Raw genomic sequence first — 23,723 nt, 5'->3', positions numbered from 1 at the left:
CGAGATGAGCACCGAGGATCCGACCAAACTGAACACCACGGCCGTCGCGGCGTGGCTCAAGGACAACCTGCCCGGCTTCGAAGGCCCGATCGAGGCCGAAAAATTCAACGTCGGCCAGTCCAACCCCACCTTTCGGTTGATCACGCCCGGCCACCGCTACGTGCTGCGGCGCAAACCGCCCGGTGTGCTGCTGAAATCGGCCCATGCCGTGGACCGCGAGTTCCGCGTGCAGAAGGCGTTGTATGACACCGACGTGCCGGTGGCGAAGGTGCATGTGCTGTGCGAGGACGAGGATGTCATCGGCTCCATGTTCTACGTTATGGACGAGGTGGATGGCCGCAATTTCAACCTGCCCAACCTGCCGGAACTGGCTGTCTCCGACCGTTGGGCTGTCCATGACGAGATGTCGCGCGTGCTGGCCGCCATCCACGGCGTCGATCTGGACGCGGCCGGCCTGTCCGATTACGGCCCGGCCGGGAATTACTACGAACGCCAGATCGGCCGCTGGACCAAGCAATACCGCGCCTCGGAAACCGACACGATCCCCGCGATGGACGACCTGATCGAATGGCTGAACGCCAACATCCCCGCCGATGACGGGCTGCGCACCCTGGCGCATGGCGATTACCGCATCGACAACCTGCTGTTCGAAAAGGGCAAGCCCAATATCGCCGCCGTGCTGGATTGGGAGCTGTCGACCACCGGCCATCCCTATGCCGACGTGGCCGCCGTGATCATGCAATGGTCCATGCCCGCAGGCCCCGACACGCGCGGGCTGGCCGGGATCGACCGCCGCGCCGAGGGTCTGATGACGGATGACGAATTCGTCGCCAGTTATTGCAAACGGGCGGGCATCGACGGGATCGACCGCTTTGGCTTCTACCTGGCCTTCGCGTTCTTCCGCATGGCCGGTATCATTCAGGGCGTCTACAAGCGCGCGCTGGACGGCAATGCCTCCAACCCCGAACGGGCCAAGCAGATGGGCGCCGCCGTTCCCCGCTTTGCCGAAGCGGGGCTGAAAGCCGCGCGGACGGTATGACCATGATGCAGGACATGCCCCCGATCGATCCCGCACTGGTCGAAGATCCCTACCCCTTTCAACAGCATATGGGCGCGCGCATCACCGGCTGGTCCGAAGGGTACGCCCGGTTCGAACTGCCGATGGAGGGGTTTCTGATGAACCGCTACGGCATCCTGCATGGCGGGGTGCATTCGGTCATGGCGGATACCTGCATGGGGTATTGTGGCTGCTATACCGGCGACCTGGCGAACCGCAAGCTGGCGATGACGCTGAACCTGTCGGTCAATTTCTTGTCCCAGCCCAAGGGCAAGGTCCTGATCGCCGAGGGGCGCCAGACCGGCGGCGGGGCGAAGACGTTTTTTGCCGAAGCACTGATTTCGGACGATCTGGGCACCGAGATCGCCCGCGCCACCGGCGTCTTCCGCGTCCGCGCGGCAAGCTGACCCACGCACCCGGCCCCTGTCGCATGGGGGCCGGGGCATCGGACGCCCCAGCCCTGCCCCCCCCGGATGTCGGACGATGGCCCATCGCGTGATCCGCCCCCGCCGATCTTCGCCCCCGCCCGTCTTCGCGCCCCAAAGGCCCCGGCCCGGCGCTCCGCTCTAGGTCGCGGTGGGGAACAGAGGCTCCACCCGGAAACCCGCCGGGATGGCGCTGTCGTCCTCCTCCAGCAGCAGCGCCGCCATGGCATGGGCAATGCCGGGCGCCATGCCGAACCCGATCTTGAACCCGCCATTGGCGATGAAATGGCCGGGCCGCCCGGGCCAATGGCCCAACACCGGCGCGCGGGTCCGCGCACGCGGGCGCATCCCGGCCCAGCGTTCGATCACCGGCGCATCGCGCAGGGCGGGCACGGCGGCACGGGCAGCGGCGATCACCCCGTCCAGCAGCCCATCCGGCGCGGCGGAGGCAAAGTCCCGCTCGCTGGTCGATCCGATGGCGGTGGTGCCGTCGACATGGGGGATCACATGTACCCCACCGGCGAATATCTGCGGCAGCGCGGCGGCATCGTGGCGCAGCAGGGCCGCCTGGCCCTTGATCGGGACGCCGATCTGGCGGCCGGCGTGGCGGCTCAGCTCGACCAGGCCGGGGGCGCCGGTGGCGTGCAGCACAGCGCCCTCCTCCGCCCCGTCGCCAAGGACGCGCACGCCCCGCACGGCCAGCGCCGCCACCAGCGCCGCGCAAGCCAGGCGCGGGTGCAGTCGGGCCGTCATCGTGTCATGCACCAGAAACCCCGACGGGCTGTCGGGACGCCACGCGCCCGGCGCCTCGGCCGCCGCGATGACCTGCCAGGTGGCGCGCCCCTGCCACAGCTCTGCCGCCGTCGCGCAGCGGGCGCGGGCCAGCTCCACCGCCGCCGCATCCGCCAGCGGCTGCAACCGGCCCGACCGCAGGTAGCCGGCGGACTGCCCTCCCGCCGTCTCCACCCCGTCCCAGAAGGCGGTTGCGGACAGCAGGCTGTCCAGCTGGAACGCCTTCTTCTCGTTCCAGTTCTCCGGCACATGGGGGGCCAGCGCGCCCACCACCCCGCCCGACGATCCCGCCCCCGGCCCGGCCGGGTCGATCACCCGCACCCGCGCACCGCGCTGCACCAATGCCCAGGCGCAGGACAGGCCCAGGATTCCCGCGCCGCGCACGGTCACGTCCACGCTTGTCATTTCGGCTGTGCCCCCTCATGGTCGCCCCGATCATCACAGCCCTAGAGGAAAGCCCGATGCAGGGCCAGCCACCCGATCTGACGTGGAAAGACGGCGATGTTCCCGTCGCCACCCGGTTCGACGACCCCTATTTCAGCCTTCAGGACGGGCTGGCAGAAACGCGGCACGTCTTTCTGGACGGCAATGACCTGCCGGCACGATTCCACCCCGGATTTCACATCGCGGAGCTGGGGTTCGGCACCGGGCTGAACCTGCTGACCGCCTGGCACGCCTGGCGGCAGGCGGGGATCGCGGGGCCGCTGCGGTTCACCACGTTCGAAGCCTTCCCGATGGCACCCGCCGATGTCAGGCGCGCCCGCGCCGCCTTTCCGGGGCTGGCGGCGGAAATCGCGGCGCTGGCCCCGCATCTGGACGCGGCGCGGATCACCCTGCCCGGGCTGGAGTTCCGCATGGTGGAGGGCGACGCCCGCCAGACCCTGCCCGACTGGGATGGCGCGGCGGATGCCTGGTTCCTTGACGGGTTCTCTCCCGCCAGGAACCCCGAGCTGTGGGAGGCCCCGCTGTTGCAGGCGGTGCACGACCACACCGCGCCGGGCGGTACCGCCGCCACCTATACCGCTGCCGGTTTTGTCAGGCGCGGGCTTGCAGAGGCAGGGTTTGAAGTTGACCGGACACCGGGATACGGGCGGAAGCGACACATGACACGGGCGCGGCGCAGATGACCGAACAGAACCAGAAGGCCGGGATCCTGCTGATGGTGATCACCACGGTGATCTTCGCGGTGCAGGACGGCATTTCCCGGCATCTCGCCGGAGAATACAACGTGCTGATGGTGGTGATGATCCGCTACTGGTTCTTTGCCGCTTTCGTCATCACCGTCGCGGGGCGCAAGGCCGGCGGGATCGTCAACGCCGCGCGCACCTCGCAACCGGGCGTGCAGATCTTTCGCGGCGCTCTGCTGGCAGCGGAGGTTTGCGTGATGATCGCCGCCTTCACCCTGCTGGGGCTGGTGGAAAGCCACGCGGTCTTTACCTGTTATCCGCTGCTGGTGGCGGCGCTGTCGGGCCCGGTGCTGGGCGAACATGTCGGCTGGCGGCGCTGGCTGGCGATCGCCGTCGGCTTTGTCGGCGTGCTGATCATCCTGCAACCCGGCCGGGGCGTGTTCGCGGTGGAGGCCATCGTGCCACTGGCCGCCGCGCTGATGTTCGCGCTGTATGGCCTGCTGACGCGGTTCGTGGCGCGGCGCGACAGCTCGGCCACCTCGTTCTTCTGGACCGGGGTCGTGGGCTGCGTCTGCCTGACCGCGGCAGGCATCTGGTACTGGGAGCCGATGACCGGCCCGGACTGGATCTGGATGGCGGTGCTGTGCGTCACCGGAGCCACCGGGCATTACACGCTGATCCGCTGCTATGAACTGGCAGAGGCGAGCGCGGTGCAGCCTTTTGCCTATCTTCAACTGGTCTTTGCCTCCGCGATCGGGCTGCTGGTCTTTGGCGAGACGATCCGCAACAACGTCGCGTTGGGGGCGGTGCTAATCGTCGGCGCGGGTCTCTTCACGCTCTGGCGGGAGCGTCAGAACGCTTGATCCCTTGAGCTCCTCGGAGAAGGGGACCGGCAGCGGGTCACGGCCCAGCCGGGCGCGGTAGACCGGCAGGCTTTCGGCGACGCGCTGGACATAGTTGCGGGTCTCGCGAAAGGGGATGTGTTCGATCCAGTCGACCACGTCCACGACGGAGGATCGCGGATCGCCGTAAAGCTCCATCCAGCGCAGCGGCCGACCCGGCCCGGCGTTGTACCCGGCGGAGACCAGCACCACATTGCCGTCGAACCGCGCGCCCAGCTGCGCCAGGTAGGCCGATCCCAGCCGCGCGTTATAGGCCCAGTCGCCCAGCACATCGGCCGCGTCATGGGTCACGCCCAGATCGCGCGCCACGTCGCGCGCGGTGCCCGGCATCAGCTGCATCAACCCGCCCGCGCCGACATGGCTGGTCACTCCCGGGTCGAATTCGCTTTCGCGGCGGGCGATGGCCAGGGCCATTTCGGGCGCGACGGGCAGGTCCATGTCGCGCATCGGGTGCAGGGCGTAGTAATGGCGCGGCAGGACGATGCCGCGCTTGGCCCCCTCCTTGCCCAGCATGACCTCAAGATGCGGTTCCCCCATGTCTTCCAGCATCGCGCCCAGACCGGCCAGCTCTGCCTCCGGCAGAGCCTCCGCCAGGTGCATCAGGAACCGTTCCCCCAGGTTGCGCTGCCCGGCGGCGATCAACAGGCTGCCCGCCGTCCGCAGGTCGGAGGCACCCAACGCCGTGTCTCGCCAATGCGCGCCGCGTTCCGTTCCGGCCAGCACCGGATCGATCGGCAGGCCGGCCTTCTCCGCCGCAAGCAGACCATAGAAGCTGGTCTGATGCGCGGCGCCCGCCGCATAGGCCGCCTGCGCCGCCTCCGGCTGGTCCAGCGCCTCCTGCGCGCGGCCGATCCAGTAATTCGCGCGCCCCATGGAGATCGGGGTGACAACGGCATCGCGCAGCGCCTCGAAATGGGTCAGGGCGATGGCCGGGCGGTCCAGCTTGCGCAGGGCGACATAGCCCGCCAGCCATTCCAGATCGGCGAAATTGCCGCCCGCGACCAGTTGGTGCCCGGCGGCCAGTTCATAGGCCAGGTCGGGATTGCCACGACGCATTTCCTCCCGCGCGTAGCTGCGGCGGGAATTGGCCCATTGGTCGGGATTACCCAGGGCACCGGCCCTGCGGCTCTGCGCGGCCATCACCTGCTTGGCCTCCGCGTGATCACCGGCGGCGGCCAGTCGCGCGAACCGGGCATGCACGATGCCGGGATCCTCCGCCCCGGCCTGTCCCAAGGCCTTGACCATCGCGTCGGCGCTGTCCAGTCCGCGCCGCACCGCGCGCCGGGCCTGATAAAGCGCCCAGTCAGGCGCGGCGACCAGCGTCTTCATGCGGGCGGCGTCCTGCGACAGGTCGCGCCAATAGGCCATGTCCAGCCGGGCGGCGTGATGGTCGGCCAGAAGATCGGGCCAGCCGGCCAGAAAGCTGCGGTGTTCCAGATCCGACAGCGCCATGCTGCGCCAGGCCAGGACCACGCTGGCCTGGGCCTCTCCTGCCTCTCCGGCGGCCTCAAGGGCGCGGGCATGGATCAGCACGCCGCGTCCGGTCTGCGGTGGATGATCACGGAAGAAGGCCAGAACCTTGGCGGGCGGCGCGCCGGTGAAACCCGGCTCGCTCTGTCGGCGCAGGTAGGCGAGGCCGGGCCAATCGCCATGCGCGGTGAGAAATCCCAGCACTTCCTCCGGTGTGCCCAGCCCCTCGCGCAGGCGGTGCCATTCAACCAGCGCAGAGGCCACGGGCCCGTCCCGCTGCGCCAGATCGGCGGCGCGAGGCCAGTCGCCGCGATCCGCCGCCAGCAACGCGGAGGCCAGCGGACGCGGCGCGATCGCGGCGAGCGGCGGTGTCACCGTGGCGGCGGTGGCCTGCGCGCCGGATTGCGCCGGATCGGCATTCGCCTGCGCGGAAGGGGCCAGGAGCAACAGCAGGCCGATGGTCTGGATGAGAATTCGCACAATCACTTGCATTTTTATAACTGAAACCGGATAGACAGCCGGAACCTTATCAAGGGTCGCCTCTCATCCAATTAACGAATGCGGGAGGCGGCCAATCCATCGGCGAACGCGCGGATATCCGCCGTTTTCCAGCCCAGCAAAGGAGCGTGCCATGTTCAACGGGTCCATCCCCGCCCTCGTCACGCCGTTCAAGAACGGCGAGCTGGATCTGGAGACGCTGAAGAAGCTGGTCGACTGGCATGTGGCCGAAGGCTCGCACGGGCTGGTCCCGGTGGGCACCACGGGCGAATCCCCCACGCTCAGCCACCGGGAACACGAAACCGTCATCGAAGAGGTGGTCAAAGCCGCCGCCGGGCGCATCCCCGTGATCGCCGGCACCGGGTCCAACAACACCACCGAGGGCATCCGCCTGATCCGTCATGCGCAATCCGTCGGCGCCGATGCGGCGCTGGTGGTGACGCCCTATTACAACAAGCCGACGCAGCGTGGCCTTTATGCCCATTTCAAGGCGATGCATGACGCCTGCGATCTGCCGATCATCATCTACAATATCCCCGGCCGGTCGGTCATCGACATGTCCCCCGAAACCATGGGCGAATTGTCGAAATTGCCGCGTATCGTCGGCGTGAAGGACGCCACCGGCAAGCTGGAGCGCGTGTCGATGCAACGCGCCAGTTGCGGGCCTGAGTTCATTCAGCTGTCGGGAGAGGACGCCACTGCCCTGGGGTTCAACGCCCATGGCGGGACCGGCGCGATTTCCGTTACCGCCAACGTGGCACCGCGTCTTTGCGCGGAGTTCCAGCAGGCGACGCTGTCCGGCGATTACGCCCGTGCGCTGGAATACCAGGACCGCCTGATGCCGCTGCACGAAGCCATCTTCGTGGAGCCGGGCCTGTGCGGCGTGAAATTCGCCATGGCAGAGCTGGGCCTGTGTTCGGAGGAGGTGCGCCTGCCCCTGACCCCGATCGAGGACGGCACGCGGGACCAGATCCGCGCCGCCATGCGTCATGCCGGGCTAATGAACTGAGACCGCAGAAAGGGGGGGGCTGCCCCCTCTTGAGCAGGGGGGCAATCCACCTCCGGCGTATCGCGGGAAAGATGGAAAAGGGGCGCGACCCGGTAGGGCGCGCCCCTTTTGCGTGGGGGATAGTCGGGATCAGACGCCGGCGTCGATGATCGCGCGGGCCAGGATGGGCACGCTGTCGGCGTTCAGCCCGGCGATGTTCATCCGGCTGTCGCCGACCATGTAGACGCCGTGATCGCGGCGCAGGGCCTCGACCTTCTCAGGGGTGGTGCCCAGGCGGGAGAACATGCCCCGATGCTGCGCCAGGAAGCCGAAGCGATCGGAGCCCGAGAGGGTCCGCAATTCGCCGGCCAATTGTTCGCGCAGGCGTAGCATGTTCAGGCGCATCTCCTCCAGCTCGGCCGCCCAATCGGCGCGCAACGCCTCGTCGCCCAGAATGGTGGCCACGACGCGGGCGCCGTGATCCGGCGGAAAGGAGAAGTTCTGGCGATTCAGAAACGCCAGCATTCCCTGCGTCACACCATGGCGCGACCTGTCCTGCCCCACGGCCATCAGCAGGCCGGTGCGTTCGCGGTAGATGCCGAAGTTCTTGGAACAGCTGGCCGCGATCAGGCATTCCGGCACCGAGGCCGCGACCATCCGCGTGGCCGCCGCATCCGCATCCAGCCCGTCGCCAAAGCCCTGGTAGGCGATGTCGATCATCGGTGTGGCGCCGACAGCGTTCAGCTTTTCAACCACGGCCTGCCATTCCGGCATGGTCAGATTGGCGCCGGTCGGGTTGTGGCAGCAGCCGTGCAGCAGCACCACGTCGCCCGCGCGCAGCCCGTCGAGATCGGCCATCATGCCGTTGAAATCCACGCCTCCGGTTTCCGCGTCGAAATAGCGGTAGGGGACGGTTTCGATTTTCAGGTATTTCAGGATCGACAGGTGGTTCGGCCAGGTCGGATCAGAGACAAAGATGCGCGCCTGCGGATTGGCCCGCTGGATCATCTCGAACGCCTGGCGCACGGCGCCGGTGCCGCCCGGCGTGGCCACGGCGGCGACCTGGTCACGGGGCACCGCATCGGCCAGCACCAGTGCGATCATCGCGTCGCCATAGGCGGGATCACCGGCCAGCCCGGTGTAGGCCTTGGTTTCCTGCTGCTCCCAGATCCGCTGCTCAGCGGCCTTCACCGCGCGCATGATCGGGGTCACGCCCTGCGGGTTCTTGTAGACCCCGACGCCCAGGTCGATCTTGCCGTCGCGCGGATCGGCGCGATAGGCCTCCATCAGCGAGAGGATCTTGTCGGCGGGCTGCGGTTTCAGCGCTTCGAACATTCAGGCGTCTCCTTCGGCAACGGGGAGGGTGGGAAAGGCGCCCCATTCGGCCCAGGAGCCGTCGTAGAGCGCATGATCGGACTTGCCCAGACGCTCCAGCGCCAGGGAGAGGACGGCAGCGGTGACACCGGACCCGCAGGTCGTGATCGCGGGTTTCTTCAGATCCACGCCCGCCCCCTCGAAGATGGCGCGCAAGGCGGGTGTGTCCTTCATCGTCTGGTCGGCGTTCAGAAGATCCGTGAAAGGCACATTCTTCGAGCCGGGGATATGCCCCTTGCGCAGGCCGGGGCGGGGTTCGTCGGCGGTGCCCTTGAACCGGGCGGCGGCGCGGGCGTCGATGATCTCGTAATCGCCCAGCTTGGACGCGGCGGAGACCTGGGTGACATCCTTCACCATCTGGTTCTGACGCCGCACCGTCATGTGGCGGTCGCGCACGATGGGTTCCATGTCCTCGACCTCGCGGCCCTCCGCCTGCCATTTCGGCAGACCGCCGTCCAGCACGGCGATGTCCATCTGGCCCATCAGGCGGAACAGCCACCAGACCCGCGCGGCGGAGAACAGCCCGGCGCCGTCATAGACAACCACCTGGTGGCCATCACCCACGCCCATTGCACGCATCCGGGACATGAACTTTTCCACCGGCGGCACCATGTGCGGCAGGTCCGACCGGTTGTCGGACACGTCGTCGATATCGAAGAACCGGGCGCCGGGGATATGCGCCGCCGAATATTCGGCACGGGCGTCGCGGTCACTGCCGGGCAGGTACATGCTGGCGTCCAGGATACGCAGATCGGGATCCTTCAGGTGCCGGGCGAGCCATTCGGTGGAAACAAGCGTCCTGGGGTCGTCCTGCATTCTAAGCGCCTCCTCGCGAAAAACCCCTTCCCCCTAGCGCCGGGACGGGTGATCCGCAAGCCTGAGCACGGGCTTGCGGCGATGTCAGTGGTTCTCTTTCAACAGGCGCTGTTTCTGGCGGCCCCAGTCGCGCTTGGCTGCGGTTTCCCGCTTGTCATGGGTCTTCTTGCCCTTGGCGATGCCGATCTTGATCTTGGCCTTGCCGCGATGGTTGAAATACAGCACCAGCGGAACCAGGGTCATGCCCTTGCGCTGTGTCTCGTTCCACAGGCGGGACAATTCCTTTTTCGACACCAGCAGCTTGCGCCGGCGCCGGTCTTCGTGGCCGAACATGGCCTGCTCGTAAGGGGCGATGTAGCTGTTCACCAGCCACAGCTCTCCGTTTTCCACGGCGGCGTAGCTTTCGGCGATGTTGGACTGACCCAGGCGCAGGCTCTTCACCTCGGAGCCGAGCAGCAGCACACCGCATTCAAGGTCATCCTCGATGGCGTAGTCGAACCGGGCGCGACGGTTCTCCGCCACGACCTTGTAATTCGGATTTTCCTTTTGCTTCGCCATGATCGGGCCTTCTTACGGGTATGTGCCTCGGCTGTCCATCGCCGGACGGGTTGGCATTCCGGACAGGAAGATTAACTTGGCTGCGAAACCGAGGAGTTCAAGATGACAGAGACCATGAAGAAGATCGTTCTGGCGAAACGGCCTGAGGGGATGCCGACGGAGGAGAACTTCCGTCTGGAAGAAGCCCCCCTTCCAGAGTTGCAGGAAGGCGAGGTGCTGGTGGCCGTGCGCTACATGTCGCTGGACCCTTACATGCGCGGCCGTATGGACGACGCCGAAAGCTATGCCTCCCCTGTTCCGCTGGGCGGCACGATGGAAGCCGGTACCGTGGGCGAGGTCATCGAATCGCGCTCCGACAGGTTCGCCAAGGGCGACATGGCCTTTGGCATGTTCGGCTGGGCCACCCATGGCGTCCTGCCGGCGAAACAGCTGCGCAAGATCGACCCTGACGCGGCGCCCATCTCCACCTCCCTGGGCGTGCTGGGGATGCCCGGCTTCACCGCATGGGCAGGTATCACCGCCTATGGTGCGCTGGAGGCCGGGCAGACCGTCGTGGTGGGCGCGGCCACCGGGCCGGTCGGCTCCATGGTGGGGCAACTGGCCAAGCTGAAGGGCTGCCGCGTCGTCGGCGTCGCCGGCGGCCCGGAGAAGTGCAAGATGGCCGTGGAGACCTTCGGCTTTGACGCCTGTGTCGATCACCGCGCCCATGGCTCCGCGTCAGAGATGCGGGCGGCGCTGGCCGCCGAATGCCCCGATGGCGTGGACCTCTACTTCGAGAATGTCGGCGGGCCGACGCTGGGCGGCGTGCTGCCCCTGATGAAGATCGGCGGACGCATCATCGTCTGCGGCATGATCGCCTGGTACAACGGCGCCACCGACGAGACCGGGCAGATCCCGCTGGGCAAGTTCTGGCGCCGGGTGCTGGTGAAGCGTTTGCAGATCTTCGGCCTGTTGCAGACCGACCACGTCGCCCGCTTTGGCGAGTTCGTGCGGGAAATCGCACCCAAGGTCAAAAGCGGCGAGATCGCCTATGTGGAGGATGTCGCCGAGGGGCTGGAAAACGCGCCGGAGGCCTTCCGCGCGCTGCTGACCGGCGGCAACACCGGCAAGCAGGTGGTCAAGATTTCTTGATCACCGGGACGGGTGGCCGGGAAGGCATTTCCGGCCCGACATCCCGAGGCAGAAAGAAGGGGGCTGGGCGTTCAGGCGTCCAGCCGCCGCGCCTCGTCGATCAGCATGACGGGTATGCCGTTGCGGATCGGAAAAGCCAGGCCGGCGGCCTTGGACACCAGTTCCGACCGCTCCGCATCATAGCGCAGTGTGGCCTGCGTCTGCGGGCAGACCAGGGCTTCCAGCATCCGGCGGTCGAACCCGACGGGGCCAGCGGCGGGTCGGTCGGCTGCGGGGCTGCCGGGCGTGGGAATATGGTTCGTCGCGGGTTCGGCTGTGTCAGTCATTGGATCAGATCTCCGTCGCCGCCTCTTAGCGCATATTCCAGAAGCGTCACAAGCGTCTCGCGACGGGTCGGCAGGGACGGCGCCTCCAGCAGGGCCTGTTTTTCCTCCGGGTCGAAATCCAGCAGCATGGACAGGGAATTGACCAGCAATTCGTCCTCCGCCTCCTTCAGCGACCCCCAATCGGTGTCCAGGTTGCGATCCTCGAAATAGCGTTCCAGCAGGTTCAGAAACGCGCCGCGGTCCAGATGTGGATCGTGATCGGCAGCGCCCAGATCCCCCTCGAACCCGGTCCAGTCGACGCGGGCGCGGCGATAGGGGGTAAAGCCTCCGATCTCCTCGACCATGCGGAACCGGCAGACCCCGGCCAGCGTGATCATGTAACGGCCGTCTTCCGTTTCCGAGAATTGAGAGACGCGACCGGCGCAGCCGATGCGGTGCAGCTGTGCGCCATCGCGGCCAGGCACCTCGTGCGGCTGGACCATCGCGATCAGCCGCTGGCGCGTCTTCAGCGCATCTTCCAGCATGGTCAGGTAGCGCGGTTCGAACAGATGCAGCGGCAACCGCGCGCGCGGCAGCAGCAAGGCCCCCGGCAAGGGGAACACCGGCAGGATCTCGGGAAGGTCGGCTTGGCGGATCATCCCGGACATCTAGCCCGGCACGACCCGCCGAAAAGCCCCTAGACGAAGATCATCGACGACAGTTTGCGCCGACCGCTGAGAACAATGGGATCCTGCGGCTTCAACGCGTCGAAAATGGTGAAAAGCTGTTGCTTCGCAGCGCCTTCGTTCCATTCCCGATCCCGCCGGAACAATTCCAGCAACTGATCGACGGCGGCCTGAACCTCCCCCTTCGCATAGAGAGCCTGCGCCAGGTCGAACCGGGCCTGATGATTGGCCGGATCGGCCTCCACCTGCTGGGTCAGCTCGGCCACCGGACCGGCGTTCTGGGCCTGACGGGCCAGTTCCAGCTGGGCGTTTGCGGCTTCCAGCTCGGGCGCCTTTGAGATCTCCGCCGGGGCGCCGTTCAGGATCGCCTCCGCCTGGTCCAGGTCATCCATGGCGATATGCGCGCGCACCAACCCGCCATAGGCCGGAGCGCTGGCCGGATCTTCCTGAAGGATCGCGGCAAAGGTCTGGGCGGCATCGACCGCCGCGCCTTCGGACAGCATTTCCTCCGCCGCCTCGATCGCTTCTGCCAGGCCGCCGCCTTCGGCCTCTCCGCCCATGGCGGCGACTTTCTCGACGAATTGCTTCACCTCCGACGGCGGCAGCGCGCCCTGGAAACCATCCACCGGCTGCCCCTGCCAGAAGGCATAGACCGTCGGGATCGACTGCACGCGCATCTGGCCGGCGATCCCCTGATTTTCGTCCACGTTGATCTTGGCCATGCGGACCTTGCCGCCCTGGGCATTCACCGCCTCTTCCAGTGCCGGACCCAGCGTCTTGCAGGGACCGCACCAGGGCGCCCAGAAATCGACGATCACCGGAACCGTCTGCGACGCTTCGACGACCTCGGCCATGAAATTGGCCTCGCTCACATCCGTGACATGTCCGCCTGCGGGGGCCGCGGCGTTTCCTGTTCCTAGTTCGATCATGAGACCCATCCGTTGTGAAAACACTTGCCGCCTATATGGCGCGACGGGGCCGGGAATCCAAGGAGGCCCCGCCCCGACACCGCCCTACAGGTCAAACGTCGCAAGCACCGGCGCGTGATCCGACGGTTTTTCCCAGCCCCGCACATCGCGCAGCACCCGCGAGCCATGCGCCGCGCCGGAGATGTCGGGCGTGGCCCAGACGTGATCCAGCCGCCGCCCCTTGTCCGCCGCGTCCCAGTCCGGCGAACGGTAGGACCACCAGGAATACAGGTTGCCCTGCGGGATGTCCTGCCGCGTCACATCCACCCAGCCACCGGCATCCTGGGTCTGGGCCAGATGCTCCACCTCCACGGGGGTGTGGCTGACGACCTTCAGCAACTGCTTGTGATTCCAGACGTCATCCTCGCGCGGGGCGATGTTCAGATCGCCCACCAGGATGGCGCGTTCGGGACGTTCGGCATGAAACCAGTCCCGCATCTCTGTCAGGTAGTCGAGCTTCTGGCCGAATTTCTCGTTCACCTCCCGGTCGGGCTTGTCGCCGCCGGCGGGGACGTAGAAATTGTGGATCGTGGTGCCGTCTTCCAGCCGGGCGGCGACGTGGCGGGCGTGCCCCAGGGCGGCAAAGTCGCGATCGCCGGCATCGGTCAGCGGCAGCCTGGACAGGATAGCCACCCCGTTATAGCCCTTCTGGCCGCGCGCGATCATGTGGGTGTAGCCTAGGTCGCGAAATGTCTCTGTCGGGATCTTGTCCACCGGGGACTTGCATTCCTGAAGACACAGGATATCCGGGGCCTCGTCCCGCAGAAGCTGGGCAACCAGCCCCTCCCGCAGGCGAACGGAGTTGATGTTCCAGGTGGCAAGGGTAAAGGGCATGAGGCGGTCCTGTGGTAATTTCTTGTGGACGGGGGCTTGCGGCGCGTAGCCTTGTGACTAGCATCTGCCCCCCAACAGGTGAAGCGACCGATGACCAGATTGATCTTTGCCGTGACCGCAGCACTTGGACTGGCACCCCCGGCCATGGCGCAGGACTGGAACAGTTTCGTCACCGCCAGCGGCCGCGGCGCCGTGACCTGTCCCGCAGATCCGGCGGAGCGTACGGATTATTTCTGCTTTGCCCTTGCCTGCCGCAGCGCGGATGCGCCGTTGCAATGGGTGATCTCCCTGCCGGGCGAGGACGCGCCCGACCGCCTGACACTGCGAATCGAGATGCGGCAGGAAATCGTCGGCCAGATGCTGATGACCCGGCTGAACACCCCCGCGGGCCTGTCCTATGCCGCCGACGTGCTGGAGGCCCATGCCCCCATGGTCGAGGATCTCGCCGCCGGGCTGAACGCGCGGCTGCACCTGGGAGAATACGGCTCCATGGTGACGGTGGACATCCGCCTGGGCGGATCGCGCGACGCGATCACCGCGCTGGACGATTTGTGCCCGGCGCCCGGCCTGCATCCGGTGCCCGACTTCCGCCTGCGGCCCGTCGACCCGGACGCGGCGGCGACCTACGGGCTGACCGACATCCACACACCCGCCCCCCCGCCGGATCCCGCACCTGACACAGGGGCCGCCGCCCCCCGCCCCGAAACCCGCATCACCGCGCCCCTGCCCGGCGAAAAGCCGGAGACCGCCGGCCCCTATACCCTGTCCTCAGCCGAGGTGATGGCCCAGATCATCGACCGGCCCCTGATCTGGCACAATCGCGGCGGCACCTCCTATTCCCTGTTCCAGCCCGATGGCCGGATGATCGGCCGCGTCGAATCGCGCGGCAAGGTCACGCCCCATGTCGGTGAATGGTCCCTGCAACCCGATGGCCAGCTGTGCTGGACCGCGCAATCGCGGGGGTGCTTCATCTTTCGTCAGCTGCCCGACGGGGTCCATGCCTTCCGTGCCGGGGCCGGCGACGGGCTGGACCTGGGCGTCGTCCGCTTTCCCGAGAAATAGCCTCCGGCGGCGTCCTGTCAGACCGACAACAGCAGCCCCACGCCCAGCACCGACACCGCGATGCCCGCCGCACTGCGCGGCGTAATCGTCCGGTCGCCCAGCACCACCCGGTTCGCCACCATGGTAAACAGCGGGTAGAGCGCGACCAGAGGTGCCACCTGCGTCACGGTCCCCAGCGAGAGGCCCAGGTACAGCGTCACCAGCGCCAGGCCGTTGCAGATCCCCACCGCCGCGAACAGCCGCAGATCCGCCCGCGTCGGCCGGCTGCCGCCATGCACCGCCCGTGCGATCCAGATCACGCTGGCCGAGGTCAGGTAAGCGAACAGCGCCCCGGCAAAGGCATCCGGCCAGTCGAGATAGGCCAGCTTCAGCACCGGCTGCACACCGCCGCGAAACATCGCCCCCAGCAGCGGCACGGCAAAGACCCACAACGTGCCCCCCGGATGGCTTCGCAGCCGGGCCGAGGCGATCAGCGTCATCCCCACGACGATCCCCGCCAGCCCGATCATCTGCACCGGATGCGGGGCCTCGCCCAGCAGCAATACGGCCAACAGGATGGCAAAGATCGGGGTGACATTGCCCACCGCCCCGGTCAGCGCCGGCCCGACTCGGGTGTTGGAGACGAAATTCAGGATGGTGACCGCCGCCGGATAGACCAGCCCGATCGCGGCGAACAACGCCACCGCGTGCCAGTCAAACCCCCTCCAATCCACCGCCACGGGGGACAGGATCAGGAACATCACCGCGCTGGTCGGCACTGAAATCGCCGCCGCATCCAACGGCGCACTTCGCCGCAACCCAACCTGGCTGAGCACCAGCCCACCGGAAAAGAACACCGCCGAGAGCAGGGAAATCACGATCAAAAATAGTGTCATGAGGGCAGTCGAGGGGTCATTCAGGCAGCGGTCCCGGTTGTCTGCGCGCACGATACGCCCGGTATTCCCGGACGCAAGGGTGCGGGAGAGGGGCGGCTGCAAGCCCTCAGCCAAAAAAAAGCCCGGGCGCAAGGCCCGGGCAGTCCAACAGGGAGGTTGCATGTCGAACCCGGACATGCGCGGGATGGTTCCCCTCTGGGGTCTGTCCTCTGTCTACCGGCGGGATCTGGCGCAAATAGGGCACAGGTTCGGCGGAGGACGGCCCGGACGGGGCGATTTCAGGCCACCAGACGGTAGCCGCCGCTTTCGGTGACCAGAAGCCGGGCGTTGGAGGGGTCCGGCTCGATCTTCTGGCGCAGCCGGTAGATATGGGTTTCCAGCGTATGGGTGGTGACGCCGGCGTTGTAGCCCCAGACCTCGTGCAGCAGCACGTCGCGCGGAACCACGCCTTCGGTGGAGCGGTAGAGGAACTTGAGGATGTTCGTCTCCTTCTCCGTCAGGCGGATCTTGCGCTCGTCCTCGGTCACCAGAACCTTCATGCTGGGGCGAAAGGAATACGGGCCCAGTTGAAACACCGCGTCCTCCGATTGCTCGTGCTGGCGCAGCTGGGCGCGGATGCGGGCCAGCAGCACGGGGAACTTGAACGGCTTGGTCACGTAGTCGTTCGCCCCGGCGTCCAGCCCCAGGATGGTGTCGGCGTCGCTGTCGTGGCCGGTCAGCATCAGGATCGGGCTTTTCACCCCCTGCTTGCGCATCAGGCGGCACAATTCGCGTCCATCGCTGTCAGGCAGGCCGACGTCCAGAATGATCAGGTCGTACAGGCCTTCCTTGGCCTTCTGCATCGCCTCGGATGCATTTCCGGCTTCGAAGACGTCGAAATCCTCGGTCATGACAAGCTGTTCGCTTAGCGCGCCACGCAGATCCTCGTCGTCGTCGACCAGAAGAATTTTCTTCAACTGTGCCATGTTATCCTCCTTGGCGTTGCGGATCACATGGCCGTGCATCACCGCCACGACAAGTTTTGTGGCAAGCCTCTCACGGGGACGTGTATTCCTCGGGCGATATGTTTCAAACCCGCAAAGAAGCGGCTATGCAGGGCGCCTATCCAGGAGGTATGGCCATGGCCTTTGGACCCAATATCATCGAACGCATCGCCCGCGCGCGGGCTGATCTGCGCTTGGGGTTGCCCGTCATGCTGCGCACCGGACAGGCCGGTGCCGTGGTGCTGGCGGCGGAAACGCTGGTCTCCGCCCGGCTGGCGGAGGTCTTGGACATGCCGGGCCAGCCGGTACTGGCGATCACCGCGCGGCGGGCCGAGACGTTGAAGGCGCGGGCCTATGACGGCGATCTGGCGCGCGTGGTGCTGCCCGCCGATGCGCGCGGCGACTGGGTGCGCGCCGTGGCCGATCCCGCAGATGACCTGCGCCGCCCGATGAAGGGGCCGCTGCTGTCGGCCCGCGACGGCGATGCCGCCCTGCATCGCCTGGCACTGGCGCTGACGAAATCCGCCCGCCTCATGCCCGCCGCCGTGGTCCTGGAAACGGCCGAGGCCGCCACCCTGGCCCGCCAGCACGACCTGACGCTGCTACCGCTGGAAGGGTCGGCGGCGGCGCTGTCCGCCTCCAGCCCCTTGCACCCGGTGGTCGCGGCGCGTGTCCCGCTGGAGGTCTCGGAGGCCGGGCGCCTGCATGTCTTTCGCCCCGAAGACGGGGGGGAGGAGCATTACGCAATGGAAATCGGCAAACCAGCCCGCGACGCGCCGGTGCTGACACGGCTGCATTCGGCCTGTTTCACCGGCGACCTGATGGGGTCTTTGAAATGTGATTGCGGTCCCCAACTGCGCGCCGCCCTGACCCAGATGGGGACAGAGGGCGCCGGCATTCTGCTATACCTCAACCAGGAGGGGCGCGGGATCGGGCTGGCCAACAAGATGCGGGCCTATTCGCTTCAGGATCAGGGGTTCGACACCGTAGAGGCCAACCACCGCCTGGGGTTCGAGGACGATGAACGCGACTTCCGCATCGGCGCATCGATCCTGCGCGGGTTGGGGTTCGGCCAGGTCCGCCTGCTGACCAACAACCCCGGCAAGATTGCGATGATGCAGAACGAAGGCATCTCGGTCGTCGAACGCGTCCCCCTCAAGGTCGGAGAGAACCGCCACAACACCGCATACCTGGCGACCAAGGCGGCGAAATCCGGGCATCTGCTGTGACTCTGCGCCTGACCCCGCGCGGTGTGCAGGCCGGCGCCCGGCTCTACCCTTGCGTGATCGGGCGGGGTGGAATCAGTGCCACGAAACGCGAAGGCGACGGCGCCACCCCCGTCGGCCGGCACCGGATCGTCGGCTGCCTGTACCGGCCCGACCGCATGCCCCCCCCCGTGCCCTGGGCGCGGCCGATCCGGCCCGGCGACCTATGGTGCGATGCCGCGGATCATCCCCGCTACAATCACCTTGTCCGCGCGCCTTTCGCCGCGAGCCACGAGACGCTGCGCCGGGCAGACCCGCTTTATGATCTGGTTCTTCTGACGGATTGGAACTGGCCGCGCGCGCAGGCCGGGCGCGGCTCCGCAATCTTTCTGCATCGCTGGCGGCGCCCCGGCTTTCCGACAGAGGGTTGCATCGCCTTTCGCCCCGACCACCTGCACGACGTGGTGCGCGCCGCCCCGCCGGGGACGACGCTGATCGTGCCGCTATTGGCAGGTCGGGCCACTGCACTCGCCTGACCCGTGCCGCAGCACGGGCCGGGGAGCGCAGCAGTCAACCCCGGATCTTGCCCGACACCGGTTCCAGGCGGGGCGCATCGCCACGGTCGGCCAGATAATCCGGCCGCGGAGCATTCGCGGCAAAGGGTTCGGTCACACGGTTCGATTCCGCGTTGAACACGAAGAACGCATTGGACCGAGGGAAGGGCGTGATATTGCCGTTCGACGCATGCAACGTATTGCAATCGAAGAACACGATGGTGCCAGCGGGCCCGGTGGCCACGTCCAACCCGTTCTCCTGCACCAGCTTGTCGATCGTTTCGGGCCGGGGCACGCCGATTTCCTGACGTTTCAGCGATTGCTCGTGATTGTTTTCCGGCGTCTCGCCCTGACAGGCGATGAACTGCCCCTGCGAGCCGGGGACCAGCATCAGCGGACCGTTCAACTCCGAATTGTCGGTCAGAAGGATGGAGGCCGACACCGCGCGCATCCGGGGCATCCCGTCCTCGGCATGCCAGGTCTCGAAATCGGAATGCCAGTAGAATTCCTTGCCGGTAAAGCCCGGTTTGTAGTTCAGTCGCGACTGGTGCAGGTAGACGTCATCTCCCAGCAGAAACCGCGCGATCCCCGCCACCCGTGCGTCGCGTGCCAAACGGTTGAAGATGTCGGAATGGTCGTCAAGGCGGAAGATGGTGCGCACCGCGTCGCCACCGGGTTCGGTCACCAGATCCTCGGCCCGGATGCGCTGACCGTTTTCGCGCAGATTGTCGGAGGCGTCGATCAGGGCGCGGATCTCGTCGGGGTCAAAGACATCCTTGCGGACGAGATACCCGTTTTCGTCATATTGGCGGGCCTCCTCCTGCGTGATCGGCGCGTCCGGGGTCCAGTCGGACCACAAGACGGGATCCTGCCGGGGGATGATCTGTTCCCCGTGTCGCAGACGGGTGGCATAGGCGTCGGTCTGGGCGAATTGCTGGGGTGAACGTGCGATATTCATCACGGTCTCCTGTCAGTTCGGATATGGATTTCAGCCGTGGACTTCCACGGCCTGCTCTCACAACAAGGTGAGGGAGCCGGAGGTTCCAAATCTCTTCTGGCAGGGGTGATGCGCGCCCGATCAGGGCTGGCGGTCGCCAAAAATGGCCGAGCCGACACGCACATGGGTCGCCCCGAAGGAAATCGCCTTCTCGAAATCGCCGGACATGCCCATCGACAGCCCCTCCAGCCCGTTGCGCGCCGCCATCTTGGCCAGCAGGGCGAAATGCAGGCTGGGTTCTTCCTCGACGGGGGGGATGCACATCAGGCCGCGCACCGGCAGTGACAGCCCCCGGCATTCGGTGACGAACCCGTCCAGATCGGCGGGCAGGATCCCGGCTTTCTGCGGTTCTTCACCGGTGTTGACCTGGATGAACAGGTCGGGACAGGCGCCGGTTTCGTCGGCGATGCGGGCGATGGCATGAGCGATCTTGGGGCGGTCCACGGAATGGATCGCCTGCGCCAGCTCCATCGCCTGTCGAACCTTGTTGGATTGCAGCGGACCGATGATGTGCAGGTCGATACCGTCGAAATCCGCGCGGAAGGCGGGCCATTTGCCGGCGGCCTCCTGCACGCGGTTCTCTCCGAAACTGCGCTGCCCCGCGTCCAGGACCGCGCGGACACGGGCGTCGGGCTGCACCTTGGATACGGCGATCAGGCGGATCGTGTCGGGGTCACGCCCGCAATCCTGCGCGGCGCGGGCGATGCGGGACTGAATTTCACTGAGAGACATGGCGGCAGGCTCCGTTCCTGGTCCGGGCTGGGGGTCGGGGCGAAGGAACACGAAAGCCGCGCAAAAGAAAAGGGGCAGGTCCGAAGACCCGCCCCCCGAAACAGGATCGCTCCTGTGTTCGCCTTAGAAGGCGAACAGAACGCCCATGTCGGCACGGGTGGTGCCGTGGGTTTCTGCAACACCGCCACGCAGGGAGGCGCCGCCGCCCAGGTCGTGCTTGAAGCCGATGCCGAACGCGTCTTCGTCAACTTGGGCTTCGTCGTTGGTGTAGTAGGCTTGAACGGAGGTGGCGGAGCCAACTTCGAAGTCACCGGACAGGGTGAACTTGTCGCCTGCGGTGCCGTTGTCAGCATAGGCCAGAGCAACGGTGCCCATGCCGATTTTGCCGCCAACAGTCAGCGCCCACTCGGTGTCGGTCGCGACGTTGGAGTCCTGGAAACCCAGGGCAACGGTGATGGTGTTGAAGGTCGCGGAAACGTGACCAGCAGTCCGCTCCAGGGTCACGCCGTTGACGGTGCCGTCAGCGTCGGAGTTGGAGTAGGAGATGTGGCCGCCGAACTGGCCGCCGTCGTAGATGACTTCAACGCCGTTCCGGCCGGTGCCGGTGGATTGGAAGTCGTCTGCGCCGAAGGAGGACACGACGTTGGCATAGCCCAGGCCGGACAGACCGATGGAACCGGTGTACAGGTTCGGCATGGAGTCGATGGCGCCCAGGATGTTGCCCACACCCACGGTCAGGCCACCGGCCATCGCGTAGAAACGTGCGCCGGACAGGCCAGCCGCGCCAGCGGAGCCTTGGCCGTCGAAGGACGAGTCGTCGGCTTGCATGCGGACGCGTGCGCCGAAGGTCAGGCCGTTGTCGGCGGTGGTGGTGCCGTCGATGTTCACGCGGAAGCGGGACTCGATGCGGGTCTCGGGGCTTCCACCCTCAACGTACAGAGCGCCGAAACGGCCGTAGCCGGACAGCTTGATCTCTGCGGCAGCCATGCCCGCGGTGGCGATCAGCGCGGTGGTGGCGAAGAGAATCTTTTTCATGGTTTTTCCCTCGGTTTCTCAGTCAGCCCCAAAACGGGGAATCCGATTTGGGTATGCAATGGTCTTTCGCTCTTTTCCCCCCCCGTTTGCAAGCGCCCGGCACCCCCGCCAGAGATTGCCCCCGGAATTGGTGCAACTCTGCCACAGTGCTGCCACAGGGACGCAGGAACGCCGCCGTGGCACCGGGTCCGGGGGCGCCCTGCGCGGGCTTTGCGGTCCGGCTGCCGGTTTTCCGGCCGCGCGCGTCCCGCGCATGTGCGCGCGCCCGCCCGCATGTGCATCTGTTCCCGGCGGCGGCGTGACATGTGCCCCCTTCCCGCCCCCGCAACCTGCCGCATCGCCCCCTTCGCCGCCGCTTGGCCCGGCTGTGCGCGAGGGGCCGTCCGGGGTCTGATTTGCCCAAAAACCTTGCCCCCCTGCACTTGCTTGGTTAGGACGATGCAAAGACCAATGGTTTCGGGGCGGTGACATGACCTTTTCTCGCATAATGCGCCTGATGGCGGCCCTTCTTCTGATCGGCACCGTCGCGGCATGTGGCGGCCGCGGCGGCGGTGGTGGTTTCCTGGGCGGCTGGGATGCCGGCGGAGAGACCGAGACGGATCGCCTCGCCCGTAAGGAAAACGTCGGCAACCCGATCGAACGGGGCAACGGCACGTCCATCTTTCAACTATTCCGGCAGCGCGATGATGGCACCAAGGTCGGTGTGAACCGCTACCTGTGGAATGCCTCCCTGGATGTGCTGAACTTCCTTCCGGTACAGACGGTCGACCCGTTCACCGGGGTCATCACCACCGGCTACGGCACCCCGCCCGGCGGCGGCCAGGCCTACCGCGCCACAATCCATGTCAAGGATCCGGCGCTGGAAGCGCGGTCGCTGAACCTGGCCCTGCAAACCCGCGGCGGACGCCCGGTCGCCACCGGCACCCAACGCGCCGTCGAAGACGCGATCCTGACCCGCGCCCGCCAGATGCGCGTCGCCGACGGCCGCTTCTGATCGCGACATCATCGAGATGACGAAAGGGCGGTCCCATCCGGGCCGCCCTTTTCGATTCGTATCTGCCCGGTCCTTTGCTCAGACCGGCAGCGGGTCGGCGGGCATGGCGGCCAGGCGGTTCACCCAGTCCAGCTGGCGTGGCAGGCAGCGGGTGGACAGATCGTAATTCGCCACCACATGCGCCCGCGCCGCGGCGCCCAGGCGGGCGCGTTCCCCTGCGTTGTCGAGCAGGCGAAGCGTCTCCGCAACCAGCGCGTCGCCGTCGAAGAAATCGACCAGTCGGGCCGTCTCTCCGTGGCGCAGCACCTCGGCCACCGGCGCGGTGACGGAGGCGACGATCGCCCCCGAAACCGACATCGCCTCAAGCAGCGACCAGCTGAGCACGAAAGGATAGGTCAGGTAGAGATGCACCCGCGACACCTGCAACAGCGCGGTAAAGCGGTCGTAGGGGATGCGCCCCAGGAAATGCACCCGCGCCCAATCGGCGTCGGGAATCTGCCCGCGCACCTCGTCGATGAAGATCTGCTTCCACGTCTGACCCTCTGGCGGCTTGCGGCCATAGGACGTCTGGTCTCCGCCCACCACCAGCACCTTTGCTCCGGGCCGTTCGCGCAGCAGGCGGGGCAGCGCGCGCATGAAGACATGATAGCCGCGATAAGGTTCGAGATTGCGATTGACGAAGGTGATGACCTCGTCTTGCCGGGTGATGACACTGCCGTCGGGCAAGGTCAGCCGGGCATCGTCCTTTGCCGTCAGGGCGGCGGTGTCGATGCCGTCGTGGATCACCTCGATCCGGTCGCGGAACGGCCGGGGAAAGGTATCGGCCTGAAACGCCGTCGGGCTGATGCCCGCCTGTGCAACGTCGAAATGGATCTGGTTGTTCAGGTTCTTAAGCCGCAGGCGCAGGCGTCCCCCCTCGCCTTCGGTGCCGGCGAATTCGGGGTCGAACCCGACATGCGGGTAATCCGGCAGGTGATACAGCTCGCAATAGATCCCCATCCGCGCGGTGGGCCAGACATCGCGCAGGAACATCGGCTCCCCCCAACCGTTATGGGCGATGATCACGTCGGGGGTGAAGCCCTGGTCGCGCAGCTGGCACGCGGCGCGCCAACACGATTCCGCGCGCGTGATCTTGGTATCAAGGTCCAGCGTCCAAGGGTGCACGCTTTGCCGGGTCTGGCGCAGCACCTTGTATGGGATCAACCGCACGCCGCGCCATGTGCCCGGCTCCTTGACCCGCAGGGTCAGCGCAACGCAATCGTGCCCCTGCTGCGCCAGGGCGGCGGCAAGATGCTTGTATTGTCCGGGGAAATTCTGGTGGATGAACAGGATTTTCACTGTAATTGCCATATTCG

Annotated in this window: 25 protein-coding genes; 10 read left to right on the top strand and 15 right to left on the bottom strand. The window is 66.6% G+C overall.

Annotation, left to right across the window (positions count from 1 at the left end; genetic code table 11):
• Positions 1 to 4 precede the first annotated feature (4 nt).
• Positions 5 to 1,039 (top strand): phosphotransferase family protein, encoded by a 1,035-nt coding sequence (locus G5A46_RS06140; RefSeq protein WP_163848284.1) that lies wholly within the window; start codon positions 5 to 7, stop codon positions 1,037 to 1,039.
• Between the two features lie 14 nt (positions 1,040 to 1,053).
• Positions 1,054 to 1,464 (top strand): PaaI family thioesterase, encoded by a 411-nt coding sequence (locus G5A46_RS06135; RefSeq protein ID WP_239520629.1) that lies wholly within the window; start codon positions 1,054 to 1,056, stop codon positions 1,462 to 1,464.
• A gap of 159 nt (positions 1,465 to 1,623) precedes the next feature.
• Here the strand turns inward: G5A46_RS06135 and G5A46_RS06130 are convergent, their stop codons facing one another.
• The gene (locus G5A46_RS06130) at positions 1,624 to 2,679 is read right to left on the bottom strand and encodes an NAD(P)/FAD-dependent oxidoreductase (protein ID WP_163848282.1); all 1,056 of its coding nucleotides are present in this window, start codon (positions 2,677 to 2,679) and stop codon (positions 1,624 to 1,626) included.
• Between the two features lie 56 nt (positions 2,680 to 2,735).
• Here G5A46_RS06130 and mnmC2 point away from each other — a divergent pair, with 56 nt between their 5' ends.
• Positions 2,736 to 3,401: a tRNA (5-methylaminomethyl-2-thiouridine)(34)-methyltransferase MnmC2 gene (mnmC2, locus tag G5A46_RS06125; RefSeq protein WP_163848280.1), complete on the top strand. Its 666-nt coding sequence runs from the start codon at positions 2,736 to 2,738 to the stop codon at positions 3,399 to 3,401.
• Positions 3,398 to 4,264 carry a DMT family transporter gene (locus tag G5A46_RS06120; protein ID WP_163848278.1) on the top strand — a complete coding sequence of 289 codons (867 nt, stop codon included), beginning with the start codon at positions 3,398 to 3,400 and terminating at the stop codon, positions 4,262 to 4,264. Before mnmC2 ends, G5A46_RS06120 begins: the two co-directional genes overlap by 4 nt.
• Here G5A46_RS06120 and G5A46_RS06115 read toward each other — a convergent pair.
• Positions 4,211 to 6,265: a lytic transglycosylase domain-containing protein gene (locus G5A46_RS06115; protein ID WP_163848274.1), complete on the bottom strand. Its 2,055-nt coding sequence runs from the start codon at positions 6,263 to 6,265 to the stop codon at positions 4,211 to 4,213. The genes G5A46_RS06120 and G5A46_RS06115 overlap by 54 nt on opposite strands.
• A 139-nt stretch (positions 6,266 to 6,404) precedes the next feature.
• On the opposite strand from G5A46_RS06115, the gene dapA reads away from it, so the two are divergent.
• Positions 6,405 to 7,280 carry a 4-hydroxy-tetrahydrodipicolinate synthase gene (gene dapA / locus G5A46_RS06110; RefSeq protein WP_163848272.1) on the top strand — a complete coding sequence of 292 codons (876 nt, stop codon included), beginning with the start codon at positions 6,405 to 6,407 and terminating at the stop codon, positions 7,278 to 7,280.
• Positions 7,281 to 7,409: 129 nt separating this feature from the next.
• On the opposite strand, the gene G5A46_RS06105 is transcribed toward dapA, so the two are convergent.
• The 3 genes from G5A46_RS06105 to smpB form a co-directional block, all read right to left on the bottom strand.
• A complete protein-coding gene (locus G5A46_RS06105) occupies positions 7,410 to 8,594 on the bottom strand; it encodes an amino acid aminotransferase (protein ID WP_163848270.1) in 1,185 nt (394 codons plus the stop codon).
• Positions 8,595 to 9,449 carry a 3-mercaptopyruvate sulfurtransferase gene (gene sseA, locus G5A46_RS06100; RefSeq protein ID WP_163848268.1) on the bottom strand — a complete coding sequence of 285 codons (855 nt, stop codon included), beginning with the start codon at positions 9,447 to 9,449 and terminating at the stop codon, positions 8,595 to 8,597.
• An 84-nt stretch (positions 9,450 to 9,533) separates the two neighbouring features.
• Positions 9,534 to 10,007 carry an SsrA-binding protein SmpB gene (smpB, locus tag G5A46_RS06095; protein WP_163848266.1) on the bottom strand — a complete coding sequence of 158 codons (474 nt, stop codon included), beginning with the start codon at positions 10,005 to 10,007 and terminating at the stop codon, positions 9,534 to 9,536.
• 102 nt (positions 10,008 to 10,109) lie between these two features.
• Here smpB and G5A46_RS06090 point away from each other — a divergent pair, with 102 nt between their 5' ends.
• On the top strand, positions 10,110 to 11,138 hold the full coding sequence (locus G5A46_RS06090; protein ID WP_163848264.1) for an NADP-dependent oxidoreductase: 1,029 nt from the start codon (positions 10,110 to 10,112) through the stop codon (positions 11,136 to 11,138).
• Positions 11,139 to 11,209: 71 nt separating this feature from the next.
• Here G5A46_RS06090 and G5A46_RS19725 read toward each other — a convergent pair whose 3' ends face one another.
• The 4 genes from G5A46_RS19725 to G5A46_RS06070 form a co-directional block, all read right to left on the bottom strand.
• Positions 11,210 to 11,365: a Trm112 family protein gene (locus G5A46_RS19725; RefSeq protein WP_239520845.1), complete on the bottom strand. Its 156-nt coding sequence runs from the start codon at positions 11,363 to 11,365 to the stop codon at positions 11,210 to 11,212.
• 95 nt (positions 11,366 to 11,460) lie between these two features.
• Entirely contained in the window at positions 11,461 to 12,102 is a 642-nt protein-coding gene (locus G5A46_RS06080) for an LON peptidase substrate-binding domain-containing protein (RefSeq protein ID WP_163848260.1), read from the bottom strand.
• A 38-nt stretch (positions 12,103 to 12,140) separates the two neighbouring features.
• Positions 12,141 to 13,058, bottom strand: coding sequence for a thioredoxin (gene trxA, locus G5A46_RS06075; RefSeq protein WP_163848258.1), 918 nt, complete (start codon positions 13,056 to 13,058; stop codon positions 12,141 to 12,143).
• An 84-nt stretch (positions 13,059 to 13,142) separates the two neighbouring features.
• Complete coding sequence (locus tag G5A46_RS06070; RefSeq protein WP_163848256.1) at positions 13,143 to 13,931, bottom strand: exodeoxyribonuclease III; 789 nt, start codon at positions 13,929 to 13,931, stop codon at positions 13,143 to 13,145.
• A gap of 90 nt (positions 13,932 to 14,021) precedes the next feature.
• Between G5A46_RS06070 and G5A46_RS06065 the strand changes: the two genes are divergently transcribed.
• Positions 14,022 to 14,993, top strand: coding sequence for a DUF995 domain-containing protein (locus G5A46_RS06065; RefSeq protein ID WP_163848254.1), 972 nt, complete (start codon positions 14,022 to 14,024; stop codon positions 14,991 to 14,993).
• A gap of 17 nt (positions 14,994 to 15,010) precedes the next feature.
• Here the strand turns inward: G5A46_RS06065 and G5A46_RS06060 are convergent, their stop codons facing one another.
• Together G5A46_RS06060 and G5A46_RS06055 are read right to left on the bottom strand one after the other, a co-directional pair.
• The gene (locus G5A46_RS06060) at positions 15,011 to 15,868 is read right to left on the bottom strand and encodes a DMT family transporter (protein ID WP_163848252.1); all 858 of its coding nucleotides are present in this window, start codon (positions 15,866 to 15,868) and stop codon (positions 15,011 to 15,013) included.
• A gap of 278 nt (positions 15,869 to 16,146) precedes the next feature.
• A complete protein-coding gene (locus tag G5A46_RS06055) occupies positions 16,147 to 16,833 on the bottom strand; it encodes a response regulator transcription factor (RefSeq protein ID WP_163848250.1) in 687 nt (228 codons plus the stop codon).
• 155 nt (positions 16,834 to 16,988) lie between these two features.
• On the opposite strand from G5A46_RS06055, the gene ribA reads away from it, so the two are divergent.
• Both ribA and G5A46_RS06045 read left to right on the top strand, forming a co-directional pair.
• Positions 16,989 to 18,080 (top strand): GTP cyclohydrolase II, encoded by a 1,092-nt coding sequence (gene ribA / locus G5A46_RS06050; RefSeq protein WP_163848248.1) that lies wholly within the window; start codon positions 16,989 to 16,991, stop codon positions 18,078 to 18,080.
• A 2-nt stretch (positions 18,081 to 18,082) separates the two neighbouring features.
• Positions 18,083 to 18,592: a L,D-transpeptidase family protein gene (locus G5A46_RS06045; RefSeq protein WP_163849898.1), complete on the top strand. Its 510-nt coding sequence runs from the start codon at positions 18,083 to 18,085 to the stop codon at positions 18,590 to 18,592.
• Positions 18,593 to 18,626: 34 nt separating this feature from the next.
• On the opposite strand, the gene thpD is transcribed toward G5A46_RS06045, so the two are convergent.
• The 3 genes from thpD to G5A46_RS06030 form a co-directional block, all read right to left on the bottom strand.
• Positions 18,627 to 19,568 carry an ectoine hydroxylase gene (thpD, locus tag G5A46_RS06040; RefSeq protein ID WP_163848246.1) on the bottom strand — a complete coding sequence of 314 codons (942 nt, stop codon included), beginning with the start codon at positions 19,566 to 19,568 and terminating at the stop codon, positions 18,627 to 18,629.
• Between the two features lie 120 nt (positions 19,569 to 19,688).
• Positions 19,689 to 20,339: a YggS family pyridoxal phosphate-dependent enzyme gene (locus G5A46_RS06035; RefSeq protein WP_163848244.1), complete on the bottom strand. Its 651-nt coding sequence runs from the start codon at positions 20,337 to 20,339 to the stop codon at positions 19,689 to 19,691.
• Positions 20,340 to 20,462: 123 nt separating this feature from the next.
• Positions 20,463 to 21,374, bottom strand: a complete 912-nt coding sequence (locus tag G5A46_RS06030) for a porin (RefSeq protein WP_163848242.1) — start codon at positions 21,372 to 21,374, stop codon at positions 20,463 to 20,465.
• A 469-nt stretch (positions 21,375 to 21,843) separates the two neighbouring features.
• Between G5A46_RS06030 and G5A46_RS06025 the strand changes: the two genes are divergently transcribed.
• Positions 21,844 to 22,368, top strand: a complete 525-nt coding sequence (locus G5A46_RS06025) for a DUF3576 domain-containing protein (protein ID WP_163848240.1) — start codon at positions 21,844 to 21,846, stop codon at positions 22,366 to 22,368.
• A 78-nt stretch (positions 22,369 to 22,446) separates the two neighbouring features.
• Here the strand turns inward: G5A46_RS06025 and G5A46_RS06020 are convergent, their stop codons facing one another.
• The gene (locus tag G5A46_RS06020) at positions 22,447 to 23,706 is read right to left on the bottom strand and encodes a glycosyltransferase (RefSeq protein ID WP_163848238.1); all 1,260 of its coding nucleotides are present in this window, start codon (positions 23,704 to 23,706) and stop codon (positions 22,447 to 22,449) included.
• Positions 23,707 to 23,723: the final 17 nt, after the last annotated feature.

The organism is Pseudooceanicola aestuarii (assembly GCF_010614805.1).
Taxonomy (GTDB): domain Bacteria; phylum Pseudomonadota; class Alphaproteobacteria; order Rhodobacterales; family Rhodobacteraceae; genus Pseudooceanicola; species Pseudooceanicola aestuarii.
Note: the sequence above shows the minus strand (reverse complement) of the source record. Positions and strands in the feature narration are given on the sequence as shown.